The 22,641-nt window shown below is 32.7% G+C and carries 20 protein-coding genes; 17 read left to right on the top strand and 3 right to left on the bottom strand.

What is annotated here, in order from left to right:
• Positions 1–45: 45 nt before the first annotated feature.
• The 12 genes from murJ (ACYUJ6_RS12740) (at position 46) to ACYUJ6_RS12685 (ending at position 13,676) form a co-directional block, all read left to right on the top strand.
• The gene (murJ, locus tag ACYUJ6_RS12740) at positions 46–1,584 is read left to right on the top strand and encodes a murein biosynthesis integral membrane protein MurJ (protein WP_461843142.1); all 1,539 of its coding nucleotides are present in this window, start codon (positions 46–48) and stop codon (positions 1,582–1,584) included.
• A 43-nt stretch (positions 1,585–1,627) separates the two neighbouring features.
• Entirely contained in the window at positions 1,628–2,821 is a 1,194-nt protein-coding gene (locus ACYUJ6_RS12735; RefSeq protein ID WP_461843141.1) for a sugar ABC transporter substrate-binding protein, read from the top strand.
• A gap of 76 nt (positions 2,822–2,897) precedes the next feature.
• Positions 2,898–4,214: a nucleotide sugar dehydrogenase gene (locus ACYUJ6_RS12730; protein WP_461843140.1), complete on the top strand. Its 1,317-nt coding sequence runs from the start codon at positions 2,898–2,900 to the stop codon at positions 4,212–4,214.
• A 31-nt stretch (positions 4,215–4,245) separates the two neighbouring features.
• Positions 4,246–5,352: a Gfo/Idh/MocA family protein gene (locus ACYUJ6_RS12725; RefSeq protein ID WP_461843139.1), complete on the top strand. Its 1,107-nt coding sequence runs from the start codon at positions 4,246–4,248 to the stop codon at positions 5,350–5,352.
• Positions 5,353–5,424: 72 nt separating this feature from the next.
• A complete protein-coding gene (locus tag ACYUJ6_RS12720; protein WP_461843138.1) occupies positions 5,425–6,171 on the top strand; it encodes a DapH/DapD/GlmU-related protein in 747 nt (248 codons plus the stop codon).
• Positions 6,172–6,193: 22 nt separating this feature from the next.
• Positions 6,194–7,246 carry a non-hydrolyzing UDP-N-acetylglucosamine 2-epimerase gene (wecB, locus tag ACYUJ6_RS12715; protein ID WP_461843137.1) on the top strand — a complete coding sequence of 351 codons (1,053 nt, stop codon included), beginning with the start codon at positions 6,194–6,196 and terminating at the stop codon, positions 7,244–7,246.
• Positions 7,247–7,275: 29 nt separating this feature from the next.
• Positions 7,276–8,532, top strand: coding sequence for an O-antigen ligase family protein (locus tag ACYUJ6_RS12710; RefSeq protein ID WP_461843136.1), 1,257 nt, complete (start codon positions 7,276–7,278; stop codon positions 8,530–8,532).
• Positions 8,533–8,559: 27 nt separating this feature from the next.
• Positions 8,560–9,654 carry a glycosyltransferase family 4 protein gene (locus ACYUJ6_RS12705; protein WP_461843135.1) on the top strand — a complete coding sequence of 365 codons (1,095 nt, stop codon included), beginning with the start codon at positions 8,560–8,562 and terminating at the stop codon, positions 9,652–9,654.
• 14 nt (positions 9,655–9,668) lie between these two features.
• Positions 9,669–11,219 (top strand): murein biosynthesis integral membrane protein MurJ, encoded by a 1,551-nt coding sequence (gene murJ, locus ACYUJ6_RS12700; RefSeq protein WP_461843134.1) that lies wholly within the window; start codon positions 9,669–9,671, stop codon positions 11,217–11,219.
• A gap of 21 nt (positions 11,220–11,240) precedes the next feature.
• Positions 11,241–12,248, top strand: coding sequence for an acyltransferase (locus ACYUJ6_RS12695; RefSeq protein ID WP_461843133.1), 1,008 nt, complete (start codon positions 11,241–11,243; stop codon positions 12,246–12,248).
• Between the two features lie 60 nt (positions 12,249–12,308).
• Positions 12,309–12,962: a sugar transferase gene (locus ACYUJ6_RS12690; protein WP_461843132.1), complete on the top strand. Its 654-nt coding sequence runs from the start codon at positions 12,309–12,311 to the stop codon at positions 12,960–12,962.
• Positions 12,963–13,676 carry a WecB/TagA/CpsF family glycosyltransferase gene (locus tag ACYUJ6_RS12685; RefSeq protein WP_461843131.1) on the top strand — a complete coding sequence of 238 codons (714 nt, stop codon included), beginning with the start codon at positions 12,963–12,965 and terminating at the stop codon, positions 13,674–13,676.
• A gap of 46 nt (positions 13,677–13,722) precedes the next feature.
• On the opposite strand, the gene ACYUJ6_RS12680 is transcribed toward ACYUJ6_RS12685, so the two are convergent.
• Positions 13,723–14,136 carry an RrF2 family transcriptional regulator gene (locus tag ACYUJ6_RS12680; protein WP_461843130.1) on the bottom strand — a complete coding sequence of 138 codons (414 nt, stop codon included), beginning with the start codon at positions 14,134–14,136 and terminating at the stop codon, positions 13,723–13,725.
• A gap of 136 nt (positions 14,137–14,272) precedes the next feature.
• On the bottom strand, positions 14,273–15,169 hold the full coding sequence (pdaA, locus tag ACYUJ6_RS12675) for a delta-lactam-biosynthetic de-N-acetylase (protein ID WP_461843129.1): 897 nt from the start codon (positions 15,167–15,169) through the stop codon (positions 14,273–14,275).
• 161 nt (positions 15,170–15,330) lie between these two features.
• Between pdaA and ACYUJ6_RS12670 the strand changes: the two genes are divergently transcribed.
• The 5 genes from ACYUJ6_RS12670 to sigF all read left to right on the top strand — a co-directional run bounded on the left by ACYUJ6_RS12670 (position 15,331) and on the right by sigF (position 20,068).
• Positions 15,331–17,097: an Eco57I restriction-modification methylase domain-containing protein gene (locus ACYUJ6_RS12670; protein ID WP_461843128.1), complete on the top strand. Its 1,767-nt coding sequence runs from the start codon at positions 15,331–15,333 to the stop codon at positions 17,095–17,097.
• 112 nt (positions 17,098–17,209) lie between these two features.
• Positions 17,210–18,037 carry a polyamine aminopropyltransferase gene (gene speE, locus ACYUJ6_RS12665; RefSeq protein ID WP_461843127.1) on the top strand — a complete coding sequence of 276 codons (828 nt, stop codon included), beginning with the start codon at positions 17,210–17,212 and terminating at the stop codon, positions 18,035–18,037.
• Between the two features lie 485 nt (positions 18,038–18,522).
• Positions 18,523–18,858, top strand: a complete 336-nt coding sequence (gene spoIIAA / locus ACYUJ6_RS12660; RefSeq protein ID WP_461843126.1) for an anti-sigma F factor antagonist — start codon at positions 18,523–18,525, stop codon at positions 18,856–18,858.
• A 16-nt stretch (positions 18,859–18,874) separates the two neighbouring features.
• Positions 18,875–19,303: an anti-sigma F factor gene (spoIIAB, locus tag ACYUJ6_RS12655; protein WP_461843125.1), complete on the top strand. Its 429-nt coding sequence runs from the start codon at positions 18,875–18,877 to the stop codon at positions 19,301–19,303.
• 9 nt (positions 19,304–19,312) lie between these two features.
• Positions 19,313–20,068: an RNA polymerase sporulation sigma factor SigF gene (sigF, locus tag ACYUJ6_RS12650; RefSeq protein WP_461843124.1), complete on the top strand. Its 756-nt coding sequence runs from the start codon at positions 19,313–19,315 to the stop codon at positions 20,066–20,068.
• A gap of 128 nt (positions 20,069–20,196) precedes the next feature.
• Here sigF and ACYUJ6_RS12645 read toward each other — a convergent pair whose 3' ends face one another.
• On the bottom strand, positions 20,197–22,560 hold the full coding sequence (locus tag ACYUJ6_RS12645) for a transglycosylase domain-containing protein (RefSeq protein ID WP_461843123.1): 2,364 nt from the start codon (positions 22,558–22,560) through the stop codon (positions 20,197–20,199).
• Between the last annotated feature and the right edge of the window lie 81 nt (positions 22,561–22,641).

Below are 22,641 nucleotides of genomic sequence, written 5' to 3'. Positions count from 1 at the left end.
ATAAAATACTTAAAGTAAACGCAGTTAATTATTTTGGAGGAAAACATGAAAAGCAATAAACTTGTAAAAGCTGCTGGTGTAGTGATGGTTATTTCAATGATAAGTAGGGTTATGGGATTTGTAAGAGATGCTCTTATTGTCAGTGTATTTGGGGCTTCTGTAAGTTCGGATTCATATACCATGTCCCTTACAATACCTAATTTGATGTTTAATTTGTTTGGCCTTGCCATTACTACAACTTTTATTCCAATACTCAGTGAGTGCTATAGCAAAAATGGCAGAGAAGAAATGTTTAAATTTGCCAACTATATAATGAATATTTTAATGATCATATCCTTATTTTTATGTGTACTGGGATGGATATTTACTAAAGATATAGTAAATGTTATTGCGAATTTTACAGGAGAACGATATAATTTAACTGTATTTTTGACAAAAATAAGCATGATAAATATACTTTTTTTAAGCTTAAACAGCGGATATACGGCAATTCTTCAGACTTTGGATGATTTTACAGCACCAGCACTAGTTGGAATAATAATGAACATACCTATAATATTGTACATATTGACAGGAACCCATTATGGGATAATAGGACTTACAGCAGCTACCATGATTGGAAACGGGCTGCAGATAGTAATACAAATACCATGGCTTATAAAAAACAAATACAAATACAGTTTTAAAATAGATTTCAAGGACTCCAGAATAAAAAAGATGTTGTCATTAATTGCTCCGGTTATTATTGGAACAGGTGTGAACCAAGTTAATGAAGTTGTTCAAAAAAGAATGGCAGGAAGCCTTGCAATTGGAAGTATAGTGGCACTTGATTATGCAAATAAGCTGAATATGCTTGTGTATTTTACTTTTGCTTCTGCCATAGTGACAGTTATTTTTCCTTCACTATCCAGAGATGGAAGCGTGAAAAACTTTGATAATTTTAAAGCTCATATAAGTTCAGCTGTAAACAACATAAATATTATAGTGATTCCAGCTGTTATAGGTCTTTTGATACTTAGAGTCCCTATAATAAGCGCACTTTTTATGCATGGTGCATTTAATAAATCAGCAGTTGATATGACAGCAGAAGCTCTTTTTTTCTTAGTGTCAGGATTGGTGTTTTGGGGTATAAGAGATGTATTTAACAGATCCTTTTATGCACTGCAGGATACAACCACACCTATGATAAATGGAGCTATAGGTGTAGGAGTAAATATAGTGATGAGCATTGTGCTTGTAAAAAAAATGGGTATAGGCGGTTTGACCCTGGCCACTACTATTTCTGCTTTTGTAAGCTGTGTTCTTTTGGTGAAAGATCTTAGAAAAAAGGTGGGCAGCGTAAACGGATTTAACATGTTCGTGGTGGGAAGCAAGATAATGGCTGCAGCATCAACTATGGGATTCTGCATATTTTTAATAAACAGCTATTTGGGTAGGTTTCTCATAGGATTTAAGGGACAGATAATAATAATACTGATTTCCATAATTGTTGGAGTAGGAGTTTATAGTGTAATGCTGTTATTATTAAAGGTAGATGAAATTACAAATATAATAAATCTAATTAAGAGTAAACTGAAAAGATAGATAATTTATAGATTAATGTGGTGAAAAGGAGAATAAAGTTCTAATGAAGAAATTTTGTAAACTCATAACTGCACTTTTAGTATTTATGATTTTTTCAACAGGATGTACGGATATTGCAGGAAGACACAATAAGGAAATAATAATTTGGTCCCATTTTACGGATCCTGAAATAACTCAACTGAGAGTTCTTGCAGATAAGTGGTCAAAAACTTCGGGGTATAAGGTGATAATTCATTCAGATAAAGGCGACAATAGGGCATACATCCAGGCATCTTACAGAAACATGGAACCGGATATAGAATTTGGAGTATCCCATGACAGGATGGAAAAACTACATAATGAAAATCTTTTGGCTAAAGTGCCGGATAATTTAATAGACAAAAATAAATATATACCCTCAGCACTGGAAACTGTTTCTTTTGAAAATAAAATGTACGGCATACCATTATCTATAGAAACCTATGGATTGTATTATAACAAAAATAAAGTGAAAAATTTGCCTGAAACTTGGCAGGAATTGATTTCCATGGGCCAAAAACAGGGATTTCAATATGATATAAATAATTTTTATTTGAGTTTTCCCATATTGGATGCCAATGGAGCCTATATTTTCAAAAAGGAAGATGGTAGATATAATGTAAAGGACATAGGGCTTAATAATGAATCTGCAATTAAAGGATATTCCATGATTCAAGATATGGTTCAGAAATATAAGCTGATGCCGGAAAACATAGACAGCATAACGGCAAGAAATAATTTTAAAAATGGAAAGACAAGTTTTTATATAAGTGGTTCCTGGGATTTACAGGAACTTGATGAATCAGGACTTAATTATTCCGTAGTTCCTTTTCCAAAATACAATGGGAAACAGATGATGTCTTTTGTCACAGCCCAGGTGGCTTATGTAAGTCCTCAATCAAAATATAAAAGTGAAGATTGGAGCTTGATAAAATATCTTATAGATAACTCAAGTGAGCCTCTTTTTAAGATAACGGGAAGAATTCCTCCTTTTAAGGTGGATTATAATATAAAAGAAGTTAAAAATGATGAAAAAGCAAAAACTTTTGTCAGACAATCGGAATATGGGGAAATATTGCCTAATGTGACTGAAATACAGGCTCTCCAAAATACAAATAAAATAATGATGGATTTGACTTCAGGTAAAATAACTCCAAAAGAATGCGGGCAAAAAATAGAAAAGGATATACTGGATTTTATTGTAAAAGAAAAACAGTAAAAATGTCGGGGTGACAAAGGAAAAATGATGTATTATAATGAAAAACGTTGAGTAAGTTAATCTAGGAGGTAAAAATATGTCGCAGTTGAAAGACGAATTAATAGAAAAACTTGAAAATAGGAAAGCTAGACTGGGAGTAGTAGGATTGGGTTACGTGGGACTTCCCCTTGCTGTAGAAAAGGCCAAAGCAGGGTATAAGGTTATAGGATTTGATGTTCAGGATAAAAAGGTTGAATCGGTAAATAAAGGAATCAATTATATAGGAGATATAGTGGATTCAGATTTAGAAAAGCTGGTAAAAGAGGGCAAGCTAAAAGCTACTATGGACTTTAGCTTTGTTAAAGATGTAGATGCTGTTTCAATATGCGTTCCAACTCCTCTGGATTTATATAAGCAGCCGGATATATCCTATGTGGTGGATTCCACTAAAAGTGTTGCAAAATACCTTCATAGAGGAATGCTTGTAGTACTTGAAAGTACAACTTACCCTGGTACTACGGAGGAAGTGTTAAAGCCAATACTTGAAAAAAGCGGATTAAAATGCGGAGAGGATTTTTTTCTGGCATTTTCACCAGAAAGAGTAGATCCGGGGAACAAATACTATAAGACAAAAAATACTCCAAAGGTAGTAGGAGGGTGTACTCCTGAATGCACGGATGTTGCAGCAGCTCTTTACAGAAATATACTTGAAAGCGAAATATACACAGTATCTTGTCCTGCAGCAGCAGAAATGGAGAAAATACTTGAAAATACATTTAGAAATATAAATATAGGTCTTGCCAATGAAATGGCCGTACTTTGCAAAAGAATGGGCATAGATATATGGGAAGTAATAGATGCTGCAAAAACCAAGCCTTATGGTTTTATGGCATTTTATCCGGGACCAGGTCTGGGAGGACATTGCATACCCCTTGATCCTTTTTATCTTTCATGGAAGGCAAAAGAATATGATTATCATACAAAATTAATAGAAACCTCCGGAGAAATAAATGATTTCATGCCTGAATTTGTGGTTGATAATGCCATGAAGCTTTTAAATGGGCATAAAAAGGCAATGAATGGAGCAAAGGTACTTCTTCTTGGAGTAGCTTATAAGAAGGATATAGATGATTTAAGGGAATCACCAGTCCTCAAGGTGATAGAACATTTGGAGAAAAATGGAGCAAAAATAGTTGTGGATGATCCTTTTATTCCTGAATTCAAGCATGGCGGAAAAGTGTACCATACGGTAAATTGGAAAAATGAAATTGATGATTCTGATATAGTAATTATAACTACAGATCACAGCTGTTATGATTATGAAACCATAGTTGATAGGGCTAAGATAATTTATGATACAAGAAATGCCACTAAAGAAGTAAAAAACAATAGAGATAAAATTCATAAATTGTAATTCAGATTAATTATTTATAAGAGGTGTTTTTATGAAAAAGTTAAAGTTTGCCATTATAGGATGCGGCAGAATTTCCTATAAGCATATTGAAGCTCTGGCAGCTAATAAAGAGGAAGCAGTCTTAACGGCAGTATGTGATGTGATTAGTGAGAAAGCCGAAAAAAGAAGAAGCGAGTATATAGAAAAAACGGGAAAAACTCAAGATATAGCAATTTACACTGATTATAAAAAAATGCTCCAGGAACAGGATATAGATATAGTCACTATAGCCACTGAAAGTGGATATCATCCTGAAATAGCCATTTACTGCATGAATAAAAAGAAGAATGTGATATGTGAAAAACCTATGGCACTTTCAATAAAAGATGCTGATGCCATGATAGAATCTTCTGAAAAAAATAATGTAAAACTGTGCATATGTCATCAAAACAGATTTAACAAACCAGTGAGACAGCTTAGAGCTGCTATTGAAGAAAACAGGTTTGGAAAACTGATAAATGGTACAGCCAGAATTCTATGGAGCAGAAATATGGGGTACTATGAGCAGGCTCCTTGGCGTGGAACCTGGAAGCTTGATGGCGGTACCCTGATGAATCAATGTATACATGATATAGATTTGCTTCAGTGGATGATGGGTGGAAAAATTGACAGTGTTTATGCACAATGTGATACTTTTATAAGAGATATAGAAGCTGAGGATTTTGGAGCAGTTATAATAAGGTTCAAAAATGGCTCCATAGGTATAGTTGAAGGAAGTGCCTGCGTTTATCCTAAAAATCTAGAGGAAACTTTAAATATATTTGGAGAGAAGGGTACTGTGTGCATAGGAGGACTTGCAGTTAATAAAATAGAAACCTGGAAATTTGAAGATCACAGGGATATAGATGATGAAATATTAAAATCCCAGGAAGGGGATCCGGATACTGTATATGGTTTTGGACATATACCTCTTTTTAAGAATATGATAGATGCTGTAAATAGCAATACAAAACCTCTCATAGATGGAAGAGAAGGCAAAAAAGGAATGTCTATAATATTGGCGGCATATAAATCAAGACTTACAGGCATGCCTGTTAAATTTCCTATAGAGGATTTTTCCACCATGGATATGACTGGGATCGAGAAAATAAATAATTAGCAGTAGGGATTGAGAATGGAAAAGCTTCATTCTCAATTCTTAAATATGTGTAAGTAGACGAGGAGAGTTGATATGTGTAACAAGTATATATCTGATACTGCAAAGGTAGGCAATAACGTAACTATTGGAAAATTTGCAGTTATAGAAGATGAGGTTGTATTAGGCGACAATTGTATGATAGGTCACAATGTAGTTATTCATAGGGGTTGTAAAATAGGAGATAATGTGAGAATAGATGACAATACCGTAATAGGCAAAGAACCTATGAGATCAGTAAACAGTATATTTAAAGATGATAAAAAGTTTGAGCCTGCCGTAATAAAAAGTGGATGCCTGATAGGTGCAGGAGTTATAATTTATTGCGGGTGCATTATAGGAGAAAATGTACTTGTTGCTGATTTGGCAACAGTGAGGGAAAATGTTACTATAGGAAGCAAAACCATAATAGGACGGGGAGCTGCAATAGAAAACTTCTCAAAGGTTGGTTCAAGCTGCAAAATAGAAACAAATGTTTATATTACGGCTTATTCTGAAGTTGAAGACAATGTGTTTATTGCACCAGGGGTTGTGACTTCAAATGATAATTTTGCAGCCAGATCCAAGGAAAGATATAATCATTTTAAGGGTGTTACTGTTAAAAAGGGCGGCAGAATAGGTGCTCAGGCCACTATATTGCCGGGAAAGATCATAAATGAAGATGGCTTTGCAGCAGCAGGAAGTGTAGTTACAAAGGATGTGGAAAAAGCTACTATAGTTGCAGGAAATCCAGCTAAAGAGTTGAGAAAAGTTCCTGAAGATCAGCTTCTCAAAAATCAATAGTAAATTTTACAGGAGGATATCCATGAAGATATTAACAGTTGTGGGGGCAAGACCTCAATTTATTAAAGCTGCTGCTGTTTCAAATGTAATAAGAGAACATCATAAGGAAATATTGGTGCATACAGGACAGCATTATGATGAAAACATGTCTAAAGTATTTTTTGAAGAATTGAATATACCTAAACCAGATTATAATTTAGGAGTGGGTTCCGGCAGCCATGGAAGGCAGACAGGAACCATGCTTATAAAGCTTGAGGAGATATATGAAGTGGAAAAGCCTGATTTTGTACTTGTATATGGTGATACCAATTCAACTCTGGCAGGAGCTCTGTGTGCCAGTAAACTCTTAATCCCCGTTGCACATGTAGAAGCAGGACTTAGAAGTTTCAATATGGAAATGCCTGAGGAACAAAACAGAGTTCTTACAGATCATATTTCAAACCTTTTATTTGTTCCTACAGAATCTGCAGAGAATAATTTAAAAGAAGAAGGTATAAAAAAAGGCATTTATAATGTGGGAGATGTTATGTTTGATGCCATATTGAACTTCAAAAAGTTGGCAGAAAGTAAGAATGAAATTATGGAAAAACTTCATCTTAAAGGTAAAGAGTATATACTTACCACCATACACAGGGCTGAAAATACAAATCATATAGGCAAGTTAAGGAATATAGTAAATGCATTGAACAAATGCGGTAAAACCATTGTACTCCCCCTTCATCCCAGAACCAAAAAATATATGATGGATTATGGACTGGAGTTTAATGAAAATGTAAAAGTTATAGAGCCTGTGGGATATCTGGAAATGATAAATCTTGAAATGAATTCCCAAAAAATAGTTACGGACAGCGGTGGAGTTCAAAAAGAAGCTTTCTTTATGAAAAAACCTTGTATAACCATGAGAGGGGAAACGGAGTGGGTTGAAACTGTAAAAAATGGCTGGAACAAGGTAGTGGGAACTGACACAGAAAAAATACTGGATGGCATATTGAATTTTACACCTTTAAGTAAACAGCAAAATATATTTGGAGATGGAAATGCCTCAGGCAAAATATTGAAAGTACTTGATATATAGTACCATATAATTAGCGTGGAGGTGAGGATTTGTTTTTAGATAGAATTTTATATTTGTTACTGTGTGTTTATATAATAGCGCTTCCCAGTTTGTCTGACACAGCTAAGATAGGAAGCATTGGATTTTCAGATTGTATACTGGCATTTATCATGTTGGTTTATATATTGAAAATTATTATTTCAGAAAAGACACGTTGTAGATTTATAAAGGGGATAAAAGATTTTTTTAAAAATTATTTGACTGTATTTATGAGTATATTTGCTGTTATGATGCTGGTTTCAGTGAGTTATGCTTCAGAAAAAACACTTGCAGTCAGTGAAAGCCTGAGGTTCATATCATATATCATATTGTTTTTCATGGTAAAATATGAATGGAATAAAGAGGAACTTTTAAATGGAATACTGTATTCTTATATATGTTCTATCCTTATAGTAGGTGTATATGGATTATATCAGCATTTCACAGGTTTTGGGTTAAGTAGTGAATTTAAAAATTATGGGTATACAAAATTTAAAATAGCAGCTAATATGGATAATCCGAATAATCTGGCAGCTTTTTTGATAATCGGTATTTTCCCCATGATTATGCTGCTTATATATGAAAGTAAAAAGATAAAAAAGTGTTTCTATTTACTATTGACATGTATTATGTTTTTGGATCTGGCTTTTACAGGTTCCAGAAATGCCATTATTGGAGCTGCAGTCGGACTTATTGTCCTTGTGGTTTTGTACAGTGCCAAATTTATCATACCACTTTTGGCTGCAGGAGCCATATCCATGCTGGTGCCGGAATTAAGAGAGAGGATTATGGCTATAGATGATCCTGTCCAAAATCAGTCCAGAATATATTTATGGAGAATTGCGCAGAAGATGATAAAGGATCATCCTGTATTTGGTGTGGGAAATGGAAATTATGTGAGCCTTTATGACAGATATGTTCAGATATATCCCCAATATAAATTTTATGGATACAGTAGATGGCCCAGCCATAATTCCTATTTGAAGGTGGAAAGCGAGCTTGGAATTATAGGGGGAATATCTTTTGCCGGTATTATCATATCTTCTCTGGTAAAAGTTAAATCTTTTATTGATAATACAAAAAATAAATTTTATAAATATTTTTACACAGGTTTTTTTGCTTCCATGATTGCTTTTTATATGATGAACCTGTTTGACAATTTATTTTTTGTACCTAAGACCACTGCATATTTCTGGCTTATTCTGGCTGTATCCCAGGGCATGATGTATAGAGAAGATCATGAAAGTATATTTTTGAACATTTTTTAAAAATAGGAGGTGGCAGATATTAAGGTATTGCAGGTTATATCGGGAAATGATACAGGAGGCGGCGGAAACCATGTATTAAATCTAAGTCTTTATTCAAAACATATGTTTGACTGTATTATAGGCACTATAGGCGGAGGCGGCCTCTATGACAAGAGCAGGGAGATGAACATAGCTACAGTAAAGTTCAGAAGAAGTGCAACTTATGACAGACATATATTGGAGTATATAAAGAAAAATCAGATTGATATTGTGAATTTTCACGGACCCAAAGCTTTTTTTATGCATTATTTTATAAAAAACAAAATAGAAATTCCTACAATAGCTACAGTACACAGTGATTTTAGAAAGGATTTCTTGAATAACAAAATTAAACATCTGATCTTTACACCTTTAAGCCAAAAGGGGTTGAGAAGTTTTAACAGGTATATATGTGTATCCAGTTATATAGAAAATATATTAAGTCATGAGAATTTTACAGGGGAAAAATTCAGAGTAAACAATGGAATTGATTTTAATGGAGTTAATGTAAGGGAAAATAGAGAGTGTATAAGAGAAAAATATGGTATTACCCAGGATGATTTTCTATATGTAAATGTGGCGAGAATGCATCCCGTAAAAAATCAGATGTCACTTGTAGAAGCTTTTAGTATTGTTAGGGATAAGGTGAAAAATGTAAAGCTGCTTATAGTTGGAGAAGGGTCAGAGGAACTTAAATTGAGGAATCTCATAGTAGATTTAAAATTGCAGGATCATGTAATACTTGCGGGATATAAAAAAAATGCTGTGGACTTTATAAATGCAGGGGATGTGGGAATATTGACATCTTTCAGTGAAGGTGGAGCGCCTCCTATAACCCTGCTGGAAAGTGCGTCAGTAAAGAAACCTTTTATAGCTCCCGATACAGGCGATATAAGAAAGATCATGGATGGGGATTCTATATTTTTAGTGAATCCAAATTCTATAGAGGATATAAGTGATAAAATGAAATTGGCTTACGATAAAAGAGAGTACATATCAAAAATGGGAGAAAAATTATATCATGTTTGTATGGAAAAGTTTTCAATAGATAATTTTTGCAGGCAGTACAATGATATATATACTAAAATACTCTCCCAAAAATAGTTGGAGTGAAGAAAATGGCGGGAAAAAGAGTAATAAAGAGTTCCATTATAGTAATGCTTCTCATAGTAGGGGGTAAAGTTCTGGCACTTGTAAGGGATGCTCTTATAGCAGAAAAATTTGGGGCAACTTATATAACTGACATATATAATTTTTCACTGGGACTTGTATATCTTTTAACTACTATAAGTTATGGATTGACTACAACTTTTATACCGCTTAATTCAGAGCATATTGAAAAGAGCACCGGTGAAAAAAGAAATACATTTGTAAACAATATAATAAACCTGTCTGCTTTTTTTACAATTATAATTACAGTTGTGCTCATTATATTTTCAAAACAGATAATATATTTATTTGGACATGGATTTACATCCAATATGTATATATTTAATCAATCAGTTGAAATAATTAGGATAATGTTGTTATCGCTTGTATTTGTCACATTGCAAAGCGTAGTTACAGGAGTGCTGCAATCCCATAAAAAGTTTTATGAACCTGCTGCCATGGCGCTGGTGTCCAATCTGGTTTATATAGTTTATCTGATATTTTTGACTGCCAAATATGGGATAAAGGGATTTGCAGTAGCTACTGTAATAGTTTTTTTTGTTCAGTTTGCCATAAACCTCCCAAGGTACAGGAAACTTGGATACAGGTATAAATTTGTAATGAATTTAAAAGATAGTGATGCAGTTTCCATGTTTAAATTGATGATACCTATAGTCATAAGTACTTCAGTAGTTCAGTTGAACTTATTTATAAACAGATCTTTTGCAAACAATATATACTTTGGTGCAGTTACAGTTCTGGATTATTCAAATAAGGTGAATACCCTGGCTTATGAAGTATTTGCCATAGGCATTGCCATGATTGTATATCCAACCCTTTCAGAGCTGGCAGTTAAAAAGGATATTTTAAACTACAAGAAGGCTCTTGTAAGTTCTGTAAATATAATAATGATAATTATGATACCAGCAGCAGTTGCAATAGGAGTTTTAAGACATCCTCTTGTAAATGTGATTTTTAGGCGTGGAGCTTTTAGCCTGGAAGCTTCAAATCTGACCTCTAATGCACTCTTATTTTACTGCCCTGCAATGATTGCCTATGGAATAAGAGATATGTTGAATAAAGCTTTTTATTCTGTTAAAGATGCAAGGACGCCTATGGTGAATAGTTTTGTGGGGATAATTATAAACATAATCATAAATTTTATCTTGATAAAATACATGAAAGTTTCAGGGCTGGCGCTGGCTACTACAATTTCTGCAATTATAACTACAATACTTATGATGATAAGTTTGAATAAAAGGTTGAATGGAATGAACATAGGAAAGCTTTTTTTAAGCTTCTTAAAAATTGCTCTTTCTTCAGCAGCTATGGGAGCGTGTATATATGCTGTAAATTATATTTGTATGAATAGTACTGCTTCTTTTATGAAAGGCAGTATGATTTCTATTGTGGCTTCATTTATACTGGGAAGTACAGTTTATTTCATATGTCTGTACTTTACAAAGGTTGAGGAGTATGAATACCTGATAAAAATAGTTAAAAATAAAATTGCAGTATAATATTTATTTTGAGTAAAGAAGGTGGCAGACATTATTAAAAAACGTATTTTGGGTATGGATGTAATAAGGGCCTTTTCAATACTTGCAGTTATAGCACTGCATGTTTCGGCAACCGTACTTTACAGGTGCACCCCTTATTCTGCTACTTATAATGCATCATTTATACTAAATCAGCTTTCCAGGTTCTGTGTCCCAGCTTTTATAGTTATTTCAGGAATGGGACTTACTGTAAATTATAAAAAAGGCGGAAGTTATTCGGAATACATAGTGAAAAGATTTTTAAGGGTAGTGCCTCAGTACATAGTCTGGTGTGCACTTTACATATTGATAATAACCAAGGATTTTAATATACATGAGGATGTGAACAACATAATCTATGGAAATGTATTTTATCATTTTTATTATGTACCACTGATAATTGAATTTTATATCATATTTCCATTTGTATATAAATTCATGAATAAAAGATGGTGGATTTTGCTCAGTTTTACAATTACAATTTTTTTTCTGGCGTATACATATTATTTTAAAATTGTTTCCCCAGAAGAATGGTTTTGGGATAAAAAAAACCTGTTATACTGGCTTTTTTATTTTTCTCTTGGAGGCTGCATAGGCAAAAATATTGACAGCATCTGTGAAAAATTAAATCATCACAGGGTCTGGGTATCCGTATTTTTTTTAATCTCAGTTTTTATGGTTATATATGGTTTCATATCAGGCAATCAATTTAGTGGAAATGTAGATTACGTCACTACTTTTCAGAGACCGGCCGTACTCTTCTATTCTACAGCATTTATACTTTTTATATTTAGTTTTAAGTTTGAAAATGGATTTATTATGAGGATCATAAGATATATATCGGATATATCTTATGATATATACTTGGTTCAGGCAGGCATACTATATCTTTATACCCAGTACTATCTGAATAAATACATTCATGCAGATAATTTGAGTTTTGAAATGAGTGCCTTTTTAATCACTGTTTTTAGTTCTATTGTTTTAACTAAAGTAAAAAAGATTTTATAGTAAAAAACATGTATGGTATAATAAATAAAAATATAAGAGAGTAGGTGAACTTGCGAAATCATGCAAGCAGATGAAATAGAAATAAATGTTGTAGAGGATATAAGAAATAAGGCAGTGCAGTTTTTTTTCAAAAGAGTTTATGATTTTATACTTTCTGCACTGGGGATAATACTATTGAGTGCGGTATTTATTATACTTGCTGTATGGGTTAAGTTAGATTCTAAGGGTCCTGCTATTTTTAAGCAGGTCAGGGTAGGCAAGGATGGAAAAAACTTTACAATATATAAATTTAGAACAATGGTAGTTGATGCAGAAAAAAAACATACACTGGATATCGATCCCCATAATTTAGAGAATTTTGTATTTCAAAGTAGGGGTGACAACAGGGTTACCAGGTCCGGAGCTTTCTTGAGAAAAACAAGTTTGGATGAAATACCCCAGCTTTTTAATGTATTCATAGGAAATATGAGTTTAGTGGGCCCCAGGCCTGAAATACCGGAAGTGGTTAAATTATATCCCAAAGCCTACCGCCAGAGGCTGCTGGTTACTCCAGGCATAACAGGTCTTGCACAGGTAAGCGGAAGAGGAGAGATAGAACTTGGTAAAACTATCCACTATGATTTAACTTATATAAAAAATTTTTCTCTTTTTATGGATATGAAGATTTTATTTAAAACAATTTCTTCTGTATTTAAAAGTGAAGGTGCATTTTAAATGTTTACTAAGCTGCTGGAGTACAATATATTTAGTGGAAGCAAAATGGAATTTATGAAATATATAGATAAATTTTCAAAGATAAATATAGTATCAGGTAATCCTGAGATACTGTACAATGGACTTCACAGTGATTTGCTGTTAAAAAGTTTTACAGACAGCAATACTGTAATAATTCCAGATGGAGTAGGAACTCTTTTGGCTTCTAAAATTGTAGGCATGCCTGTAAAAGAAAAAATAGCCGGCATTGAGGTTATGGAAGACATAATAAAAAAATGTACGGAAGAAGGCAAGCCCATATATTTGCTTGGAGCTAAACAGGATGTCCTGGATATGTGTAAAAGAAATTTAAAAGAAAGATATCCTCTTTTAAAAATATGTGGAAGTCACAATGGCTATTTTGATTTGAATAATTGTGACGATGTAATTTATGACATAAAGTTCAGCAGTCCCTATGCAATATTTGTAGCCATGGGAGCACCAAAGCAGGATATTTTTATATCCCAGAACATGAATAAGCTGCCCTGCAGTATATTCATGGGTGTAGGAGGAAGCTTTGATGTGTTTGCAGGCAAGGTAAGAAGGGCACCAAAGTGGATGATAGGTCTGGGACTTGAATGGCTCTATAGGGTTATTGCAGAACCTTCCAGAATAAAAAGGCTGTTATCCATACCTAAATTCTTATTAAAAGTCATGACTTTTAATAAAATATAATCTAAAGCTGATTAAAATTTTAATCAGTTTTAGATTATGTGAGTTGTTAAATTTTATTTTCCAGTATATCTTTGAAGTTAATGTCTTCCAGTTCCTTAATTAGTCTGTTCTGTACCTTTAAAAGCGAGTTATGTATATCACAGTGACCATTCCTATTTGCAGTACAATGCCCAGGGTCATACAGGCATCTGTTTAAATAAATAGGACCATCTATAGCTTCAATTATACTTCTTAAATTTATTTCTTCAGGCATATGATTTAATGCATAGCCTCCATTAACCCCCCTGTAGGATTTAATTATACCTGATTGGGTCAATTTTCCTAAAAGTTTAAGAAGAAATCTAAGCGGTATCTTTTCATCTTTAGCTATGGATTTAGCTTCAATTTTTTTACCATAGCCTAATTTTGACAAATAGAGTATAACTCTAAGACCATAATCTGATTCTTGTGTAATTCTCATATATAATATCTCCCCAAAAATATTTGTTTTATATAATTTAATAAATTAGGTATAACTAAAAATATAATGTATAAATCAATTATACCTAATTTATGATCCAATATAAAGAAAAATTATATTGGAAAGACATATACATTTATGGTAACTTATCTAGACTTTCCAGTGTATAACCCTGACTTTTCCAATTTTTTATCACAGAATCCAGTATTTCAGAATTTGTTTTGGAAACTGCATGAAGCAATATAATTGCTCCGTTGTGGGTTCTGCGGCTTATCATTTTCTGAGATTCTGCAGGAGAAGGCTGTTTTTTGATATTCCAGTCATTATAGGCGAAGCTCCAAAATATAGTTTTATATCCTAATTTATTAGTATAAAATAAAGATAACTCACTGTATTTTCCCATAGGTGGCCTGAAAAAGCGGGGCATTTGTTTGCCTGTAACTTCCTTATAAGCTTCCTCAGTTATTGAAAATTCTTTTTCAAATTTTATAGGATCTTTTGCAGTATCCGCCATTGAAGGGTGTTTGGCAGAGTGGTTGCATACTAAATGACCTTCATTTACCATCCTGTTTATTAAATCCGGATTACCTTTTATATAGGGAGCTGTGACGAAAAAAGCAGCTTTTATATTATTTGATTTCAATATGTCCAATATTTTAGATGTATATCCATTTTCATATCCTTCATCAAAGGTTAAATAGAGTACTTTTTTAGAAGTGTCTCCCAGATAATATGCAGAGTATTTATTTATAAGTTTAAGGACATCTTCAGGCTCTTCTGAAGGAGTACCTTTATTATTGGGTTTAAAAAACCAATTTTTTTCACTGCCATCCAATTTGGAAATATCTAATCCCTGAAGTTTTCCAGTTTTTTTAGTAGTATTATCCTCTTTTTTATTAGAAATTGGCTCTATATGTGCAGCTAAAGGCTTATCATATATTAAAGGTTTTTCTTGTTTATAATAGGCTCCTGCACTGTAAGAACACAAGGATATTATGAACATTAAGAAAGTTGATATAAGTTTTTTAATCATAGCTATATTATCACCTACCTTGTAAGATATAATTTATGATATACTTAATTTAATAATTTATACTTAAGTCTTACAGGAATTAGTAGTAAATAATACTAAAGAAACATTGGCATATCAATGTTTCTTTAATATTAGGGATAATAAAAATTGGAGATAGTGATGTGGATAATTTTATTGAAGGTATTGAAAAGATTTACAACTATATGAATAAAGATATAGATAATGAACTTAAATTCAAATTTATAGAAAGCTATAAAAAGAAGTTTAATATATCAGAAAAGAGGTGTTTTTCCCAAAAGTACTATGAACTAAGAGATACAAATAAAAGAAAAGGGATAGTATACACACCTTATGAAATAGCAGCATATATGATTGAAAATTTAATTAGCCCTCTGGATGTAATTAAAAATCCATTTATAAAGATTGTAGATCCATGCTGCGGATGTGGAAATTTGATATGTGCATGTTTTTCCTACTTGAGAAATATATTTATAAATAATATAGAATCTATAAATAAACACAATAATATTAATTTAAAACAGAAGGATATAAATGCACATATAATATGCAACAATTTATTTGGTTTTGATATAGATGAAATGGCAGTAAAGGTTTTGCAGATAGATTTATTTGTTCTTAGTGGACATCTTAACTCAAATAACTTTATAATAAAAGATTTTTTAATGGAAAATATAGATGAAGTATTTGATGTATTTATAGGAAATCCTCCTTACATAGGTCATAAACATGTGGATAGGGATTATTGCAAAATTTTAAAAGAAATGTATGGAAGCATATACAGAGATAAGGGAGATATCTCCTATTGTTTTTTGAAAAAATCATTAGAATGCTTGAGAAAAGGTGGGAAGCTTGGATTTATTACATCTAGATATTTTTGTGAAGCCTGCAGTGGCAAAGAACTTAGAAATTTTTTAATCCAAAATACTTCTATATATAAAATCGTAGATTTTTATGGTATAAGGCCTTTTAAAAATGTGGGAGTGGATCCAATTATAATATTTTTATCAAAGAAAAATAATTTAAATAATAGTATAGAGATTATAAAACCTGAAAAGGGTAGCGTACTGGAAAAAAACAGATTTTACAATTCCCTGTTTTTAAAGAAAGATAAGAAGTATAAAAGCTTTTTTATGCATCAAAGTTTTATTGATAATGGTGGGTGGATATTTATCGACAAATTGGAAAGGAGGATAATCGATAAAGTAGAAGAAAAAAGTAAATGTACTTTAAAGGACATATGTGAAAGTCATCAGGGAATAATAACAGGTTGTGATAGGGCCTTTATAATAGATAAGCATATTTTAAAAGAAAAGAATATTGAACCCCAGTTAATCAGACCATGGATAAAAAGCAGTTATATACATAGGGATAAGATAATAAACGGAGAAAAATTTATTATATACTCCAATTTTATAAAAAGTGAAGAGGACTGTCCCAACTCCATAAATTATATAAAAACATACAAAAAAAGGCTTTTAAATAGGAGAGAGTGCAGGAAAGGAATTAGAAAATGGTATGAACTTCAGTGGGGAAGAAAGCCTCAGATATTTGAAGGTAAAAAAATTGTATTTCCCTATAAATCTGAAGACAACAGATTTGCCATAGATGAGGGAAGTTATTTTAGTGCGGATGTATATTCCCTGGTATTAAAAAAGAATGTCAGTTTTACATATGATGATTTAGTTAAGATTTTAAACAGTTCCTTATACGAATTTTATTTTAAAACATTTGGTAAGAAGCTGGGACAAAATTTGTATGAGTACTATCCCAGCAATTTGATGAAATTGAAGATTCCTTCTATTGATTTTTATGGTGAAGATGATGTGGAAAAGTGTTTGTATAGATTTTTTGAGTTGACAGAAGAAGAAATTAAAATCGTGAAAAAGGACAGTTGTTTTGGAAAATAGTCATTTTGTAGTATTGTTGTCATAGTATAAAATTATTGTTATAATGATATTTGCTGCAGTAAAATAACAATTTAAGAAGATTGAGTTTAAAACAAACAAGGGGGTATATTTAATGGATTTATGGTTGAAAGAAGGGCAAATTCAAGATGCTGTTATGACATATAAAATAAAACAGACTTTGATTACAAAAAAAACTGAGTATCAGGATTTGGCTATAGTAGATACATACAGTTTTGGAAGAATGCTTGTTTTGGATGGAATAGTACAAACTACTATTAAAGATGAATATGTATATCATGAAATGATAACCCATATACCTTTATTTAGCCACCCGGATCCTAAAAGGGTGCTTGTAGTTGGAGGAGGAGACGGTGGTGCTGTAAGAGAGATTTTAAAACATCCTACGGTGAAAAAAGTTGTTCTCTGTGAAATAGACAGAGAGGTTATAGACGAATGTAAAAAATATCTTCCTGAAATAAGCTGTGCTCTGGAGAATCCAAAATGTGAAATCTTTATTGGAGACGGAATAAAGTATGTCCATGAGCATAAAAATAGTTTTGATGTCGTAATAGTGGATTCTACAGATCCTTTTGGTGCTGCGGAAGGTTTGTTTGGCGGAAGTTTTTATAAAGAACTATATGAGTGCCTGACAGAAGACGGCATATTTGTAGCTCAAACTGAAACTCCTTTTTATTTACCTGAAGTGGTAAAAAGTGTTTATAGGGATGCAAAAGCTGTTTTTCCTGTGACAAAATTGTTTATGGCCGGCATACCGACTTATCCAAGTGGATTCTGGAGTTTTACATTGGGTTCCAAAAAATATGATCCGCAGAAAGTGGATTTATCTTCTACTATAGATATAAATACAAAATATTATACAAAAGAATTACACAAAGCTTGTTTTGTACTTCCAAAGTTTATAGAAGATTTAACTAAATAAATATATTTATTTTAAAGTTTCAGCCAGTTGTAATTAAGAGGCATTATCCATTAGATTAATGAACTTATTGGATGTGCCTTTTTTTATTATGGCTTAAATTTTTTGCTGAAAAAACTTGGAACTGGAATATTTTTAAAAATAACTTAGATATATGTTTAAAAACATAATACATGGTAAAAATAAATAATAAAATGACTAACGAAAAAAAAAGGAAAATTATGACACACATAGAATAATAATTAAGGTGAATGTTTTATTCCATAGATTAGAGAAATATTACATAAAAAATAACAGAGGGGGGGTAAGAATGTCTGGCTCGGACTATGCAATATTTTGCATATGCTAAAGTTTATGTATTGAACTTTAGTCATATAACATTAAGGCCTTTATATGTTATATGGTAAATTAAAGTTAAAATAATATTTTAACGCTAAAATTATAGGAGCGGTTTTGCAGTATGGTTTTAGTAGAGCTTTGGATAATTTATGAATTTGGAATTTAAAGTTAGAGTTGATAAACTTATAGTGGGCATAAAAGGAGAGCTGGATCACCACAGTGCAGAAGAGGTGAGAAATAAAATTGATGATAGATTGGACAGGGATGGATTGGATAAACTCATAATGGACTTTTCAGGGGTGAGTTTTATGGACAGTTCTGGAATAGGGGTGGTAATTGGAAGGTATAAAAAGTTAAATTTAAAAAATGGTGCTATGTGTATTGCGGGAGCAACTGACTTGGTAAAAAGAGTATTTGAGCTTTCAGGTTTGTTTAAGATTATAAAGCTTTATGACAGCGTTGAGGAAGCAATTGAGAATATTTAATGGGGGGATAAATATTATGTACGATAACAGTATGAAAATAGAGTTTGTTAGCAAATCACAAAATGAAAGTTTTGCGAGAGTAGCGGTAGCAGCTTTTGTGTCTCAGCTGGATCCTACAATAGAAGAACTGACGGATGTAAAAACTGCAGTTTCAGAGGCTGTTACAAATTCTATTATTCATGGTTACGAAAATAAAGAGGGTACAGTTGCAATTGAAGCTTTTATTGAGAATAGAGAACTTACCTTAGTTATAGAAGATAAAGGAATAGGCATAGAAGACATAGATCTGGCCAGACAACCTCTTTATACATCAAGGCCTGATCTTGAAAGATCGGGAATGGGATTTACTGTAATGGAGACTTTTATGGATTCACTTAGGGTAGAATCTAAAAAAAATAAAGGGACAAGATTAATAATGAAAAAAGTTTTTAATTCATTAAGTTAGGTGAATAGTATGAGTGAAGAAGCAGTAAAAAAATTAAAGTATAGTTATGAAGATAATTTGCAATTGATTAAATATGCCAAGCAAGGGGATAAGGACGCCTTAAATAAATTAGTAGAATTGAATTTACCATTGGTATCGGCTATAAGTAAAAAGTTTTTAAATAGAGGATATGAATATGAGGATATATTTCAAATAGGCTGTATGGGACTTATGAAAGCAGTAAATAATTTTGATCCAAGTTATAATGTGAAATTTTCTACATATGCAGTACCCATGATATTAGGTGAAATAAAGCGTTTTTTAAGAGATGACGGAATGATAAAAGTTAGTAGAAGTGTAAAAAACACAGCTAAGAAACTTCACTATGACAGGGAAACATTAACAAAAAAGCTGGATAGGGAACCTACTGTAGAGGAGCTGGCAAAGTATTCTGGTGTGGAAGTTGAAGATTTGATATTTGCTACAGAATCTGCTACCAGTTTGCAATACCTCTATGATACTATACATCAAGACGATGGTTCACCAGTTCTTTTAATAGATAAAATAAGTGAGAATCCAAATGAAGATGTAGAAATGGTAGATAGGATTGCCCTTAAGGAAGCACTTAAAAATCTGGATGTAAAGTCACGACAAATCATAATGCTCAGATATTTTAAGGATAAGACCCAAGTTCAAGTGGCGAAGATGCTGGGTATAAATCAAGTACAGGTTTCTAGAATAGAAAAAAAAGTGTTAAAAACAATGAGAAAAATTTTAGGCGGATAATTATTAAAAAAGGAGCCTGCTGAAATTTATTATATTATTTAAATTTCAGCAGGCCTTTTTTTGACTCAGAACTGCCGGCTTTGTGAAGCTGGGATGACAGTACTGTTATGTCCCTGGATAAATGACTTTTAATTATTTAAATCAAATGTCTTGGAAGGTGTATTGTCAGAATCTGTTGTGGTGTTTTCACTGTTATTTATGTCATCTTTCGGAGTGCTGTCAGGTAATGTAGTATCACCTCTGTTTAAATTATTGTCATTTCCTTTTGTACTATTGTTATTGTTATGTTTAAGATCTTCATTGTCATTCTTATTATTTGTTTTGTTTTTATTACCTGAAAAATAATCAAATATATTCCAGGAATGATGTATGTCACAGTAATCTGTGGGAGCAGTACCGGATATAAAGAATTCATTATAAACCTTACTGCCAGTAGGATCCGTGTAACAGGCTGAAGTAGACAATTTTCCGGATTCAGAACAAATTGCCTGAGTTACTATTTCAGAAGGCATTTTAATATCTTTTGCAGGTAAGCCTTCATGAAAAGGAGACATTATGTCCGCCCAAAGTTTAGCAGCTGAATTACTGTTTATGGAGCCACTAGAAACCCCTTGTATTACGGAATTATCGTCATTACCAATCCATACAGCAGCAGAATAGTATGGTGTTAATCCACAGAACCATAGATTTTTACTATCACTGGAAGTTCCGGTTTTACCTCTTACAGGCATATTTCCCAGATTTGCACTTGGGGCAGTACCTTCAGCACTAACTGGACCTTTGAGCATATCGTACATTATATATGCTGACTGAGGAGAAAGAACTTTTTTTGTCCTGGTGCTATTGTCCAATAGAATTTTTCCATTTCTATCCTCAACTTTAGTATAGAGTCTTGGTGAAGTGTATATGCCGGAATTTCCAAATACTCCATAGGCAGCAGACATTATCAGGGTGTTTACCCCATGATGAAGTTCTCCGAGAGATAGTGCAGCTATACTGCTTCTGTCATCTTCATCTAAAGTTATTCCGAATTTTTCTGCATAATCCGCACCGGTTTTTAATCCCAATTTATCTTCCAGCTTTACTGCAACCAAATTTATAGAATGAGTTATAGCTGTTCTTAAGGTCATATTTCCACCTATAGAGGTATCATCCTTAGGTTGATATGGTTCTCCATTGGTAGTATATTTATTTGCCACATCATCTGATAATGGAGAGTCTTCAAAAATGCTGGCTGCTGTAAATTTTTTTGAATCTACAGCAGGGCTGTACACAGTTAATGGCTTTATACTAGAACCTGCAGGCCGTAAATAATTTTGGGATGCAGCTCTGTTAAAAGATCTGGCAGGCTGACTACCTCTTCCTCCAACCAGAGCCTTGACCTCTCCGGAATGGTAGTCCATAACTACAGCAGAAGCCTGAGGCTGTACTATTCCATTTTTGTCTAAGGATGAAGCTTGAAAAATACTGTCATTGTCCAAGGTATTTTCAGTTTTTTCCTGTAGGTCTTTATTCATTGTAGTATGTATTTTTAAACCGCCGTACATAAGTAAGTTTTCTATTTGTTCATCACTGTACCTATATTTGGATTTTAAATCCTTTTTTACTGAATTAATTACAGGTACTGTAAACCATTCGTTATTATAACCATTATTTACAGCAGGCTGTGGTTTAATATCCAATTTACCTGTTGAAATGTCATTTATAGCAGATGTATATTGAGAATGAGATATATATCCATTTTCATACATTTTTTTTATTACAGTAGCAGTTCTGTTCAAATATATGGATGGATTCTTTTGGGAGGCTGAGGAATATGGATAATATACGGATGGACTTTGGGGCATACCGGCAATAAAGGCACATTCAATTAAATTCAAATCTTTTGCAGGTTTGCCAAAATACTGATTAGAAGCAGCTTCAACACCCAAAGCTCTGCCGCCTAAAAAAATTGTATTCATATATGCTTCCAGTATTTGATCCTTGCTTAATTTTTTTTCAAGTTTCAGAGAAAGATATATTTCCTGTAATTTTCTTTTGTAAGATACTTCAGATGATAAAAATATACTTCTCACCAGTTGTTGTGTTATTGTAGATGCGCCTTGAATATCCGAACTCTTTATAAATTTGCTTTTAATATCTATGAATATTACTCCAACAAGTCTTTTTAAATCTATTCCCCTGTGGTTGTAAAATCGTTGATCTTCTATACTGACAAAGGCATTTTTTAAATTTTGGGGCATACTGCTAAATGGGATCACCGTTCTCTGCTGGGGAGTAACCACTGCATCCATTAAATTGTTCTTATCATCATATAGAACAGAAGGCTCCCTTAAATTTAATATCTGGGTTACATCCAGCTTGGGGGAATTTTTTATAATTGCGAGGGACATGCCTATTGACACTAACAGTGCGATTATTAACAAGCCAGATAAAATGATAGCCACCTTTTTAAAAGTCTTGATTTGGGTCTTTTTATGTCTTTTGACCATAATTGTCCTCCTTGTTTTAACCTTTACATTTAAATTATTATAACATAAATTAAAGTGTTAATGAAATATATAAAATTTTTA

The organism is Clostridium sp. JNZ X4-2 (genome assembly GCF_054889485.1).
Note: the sequence above shows the minus strand (reverse complement) of the source record. Positions and strands in the feature narration are given on the sequence as shown.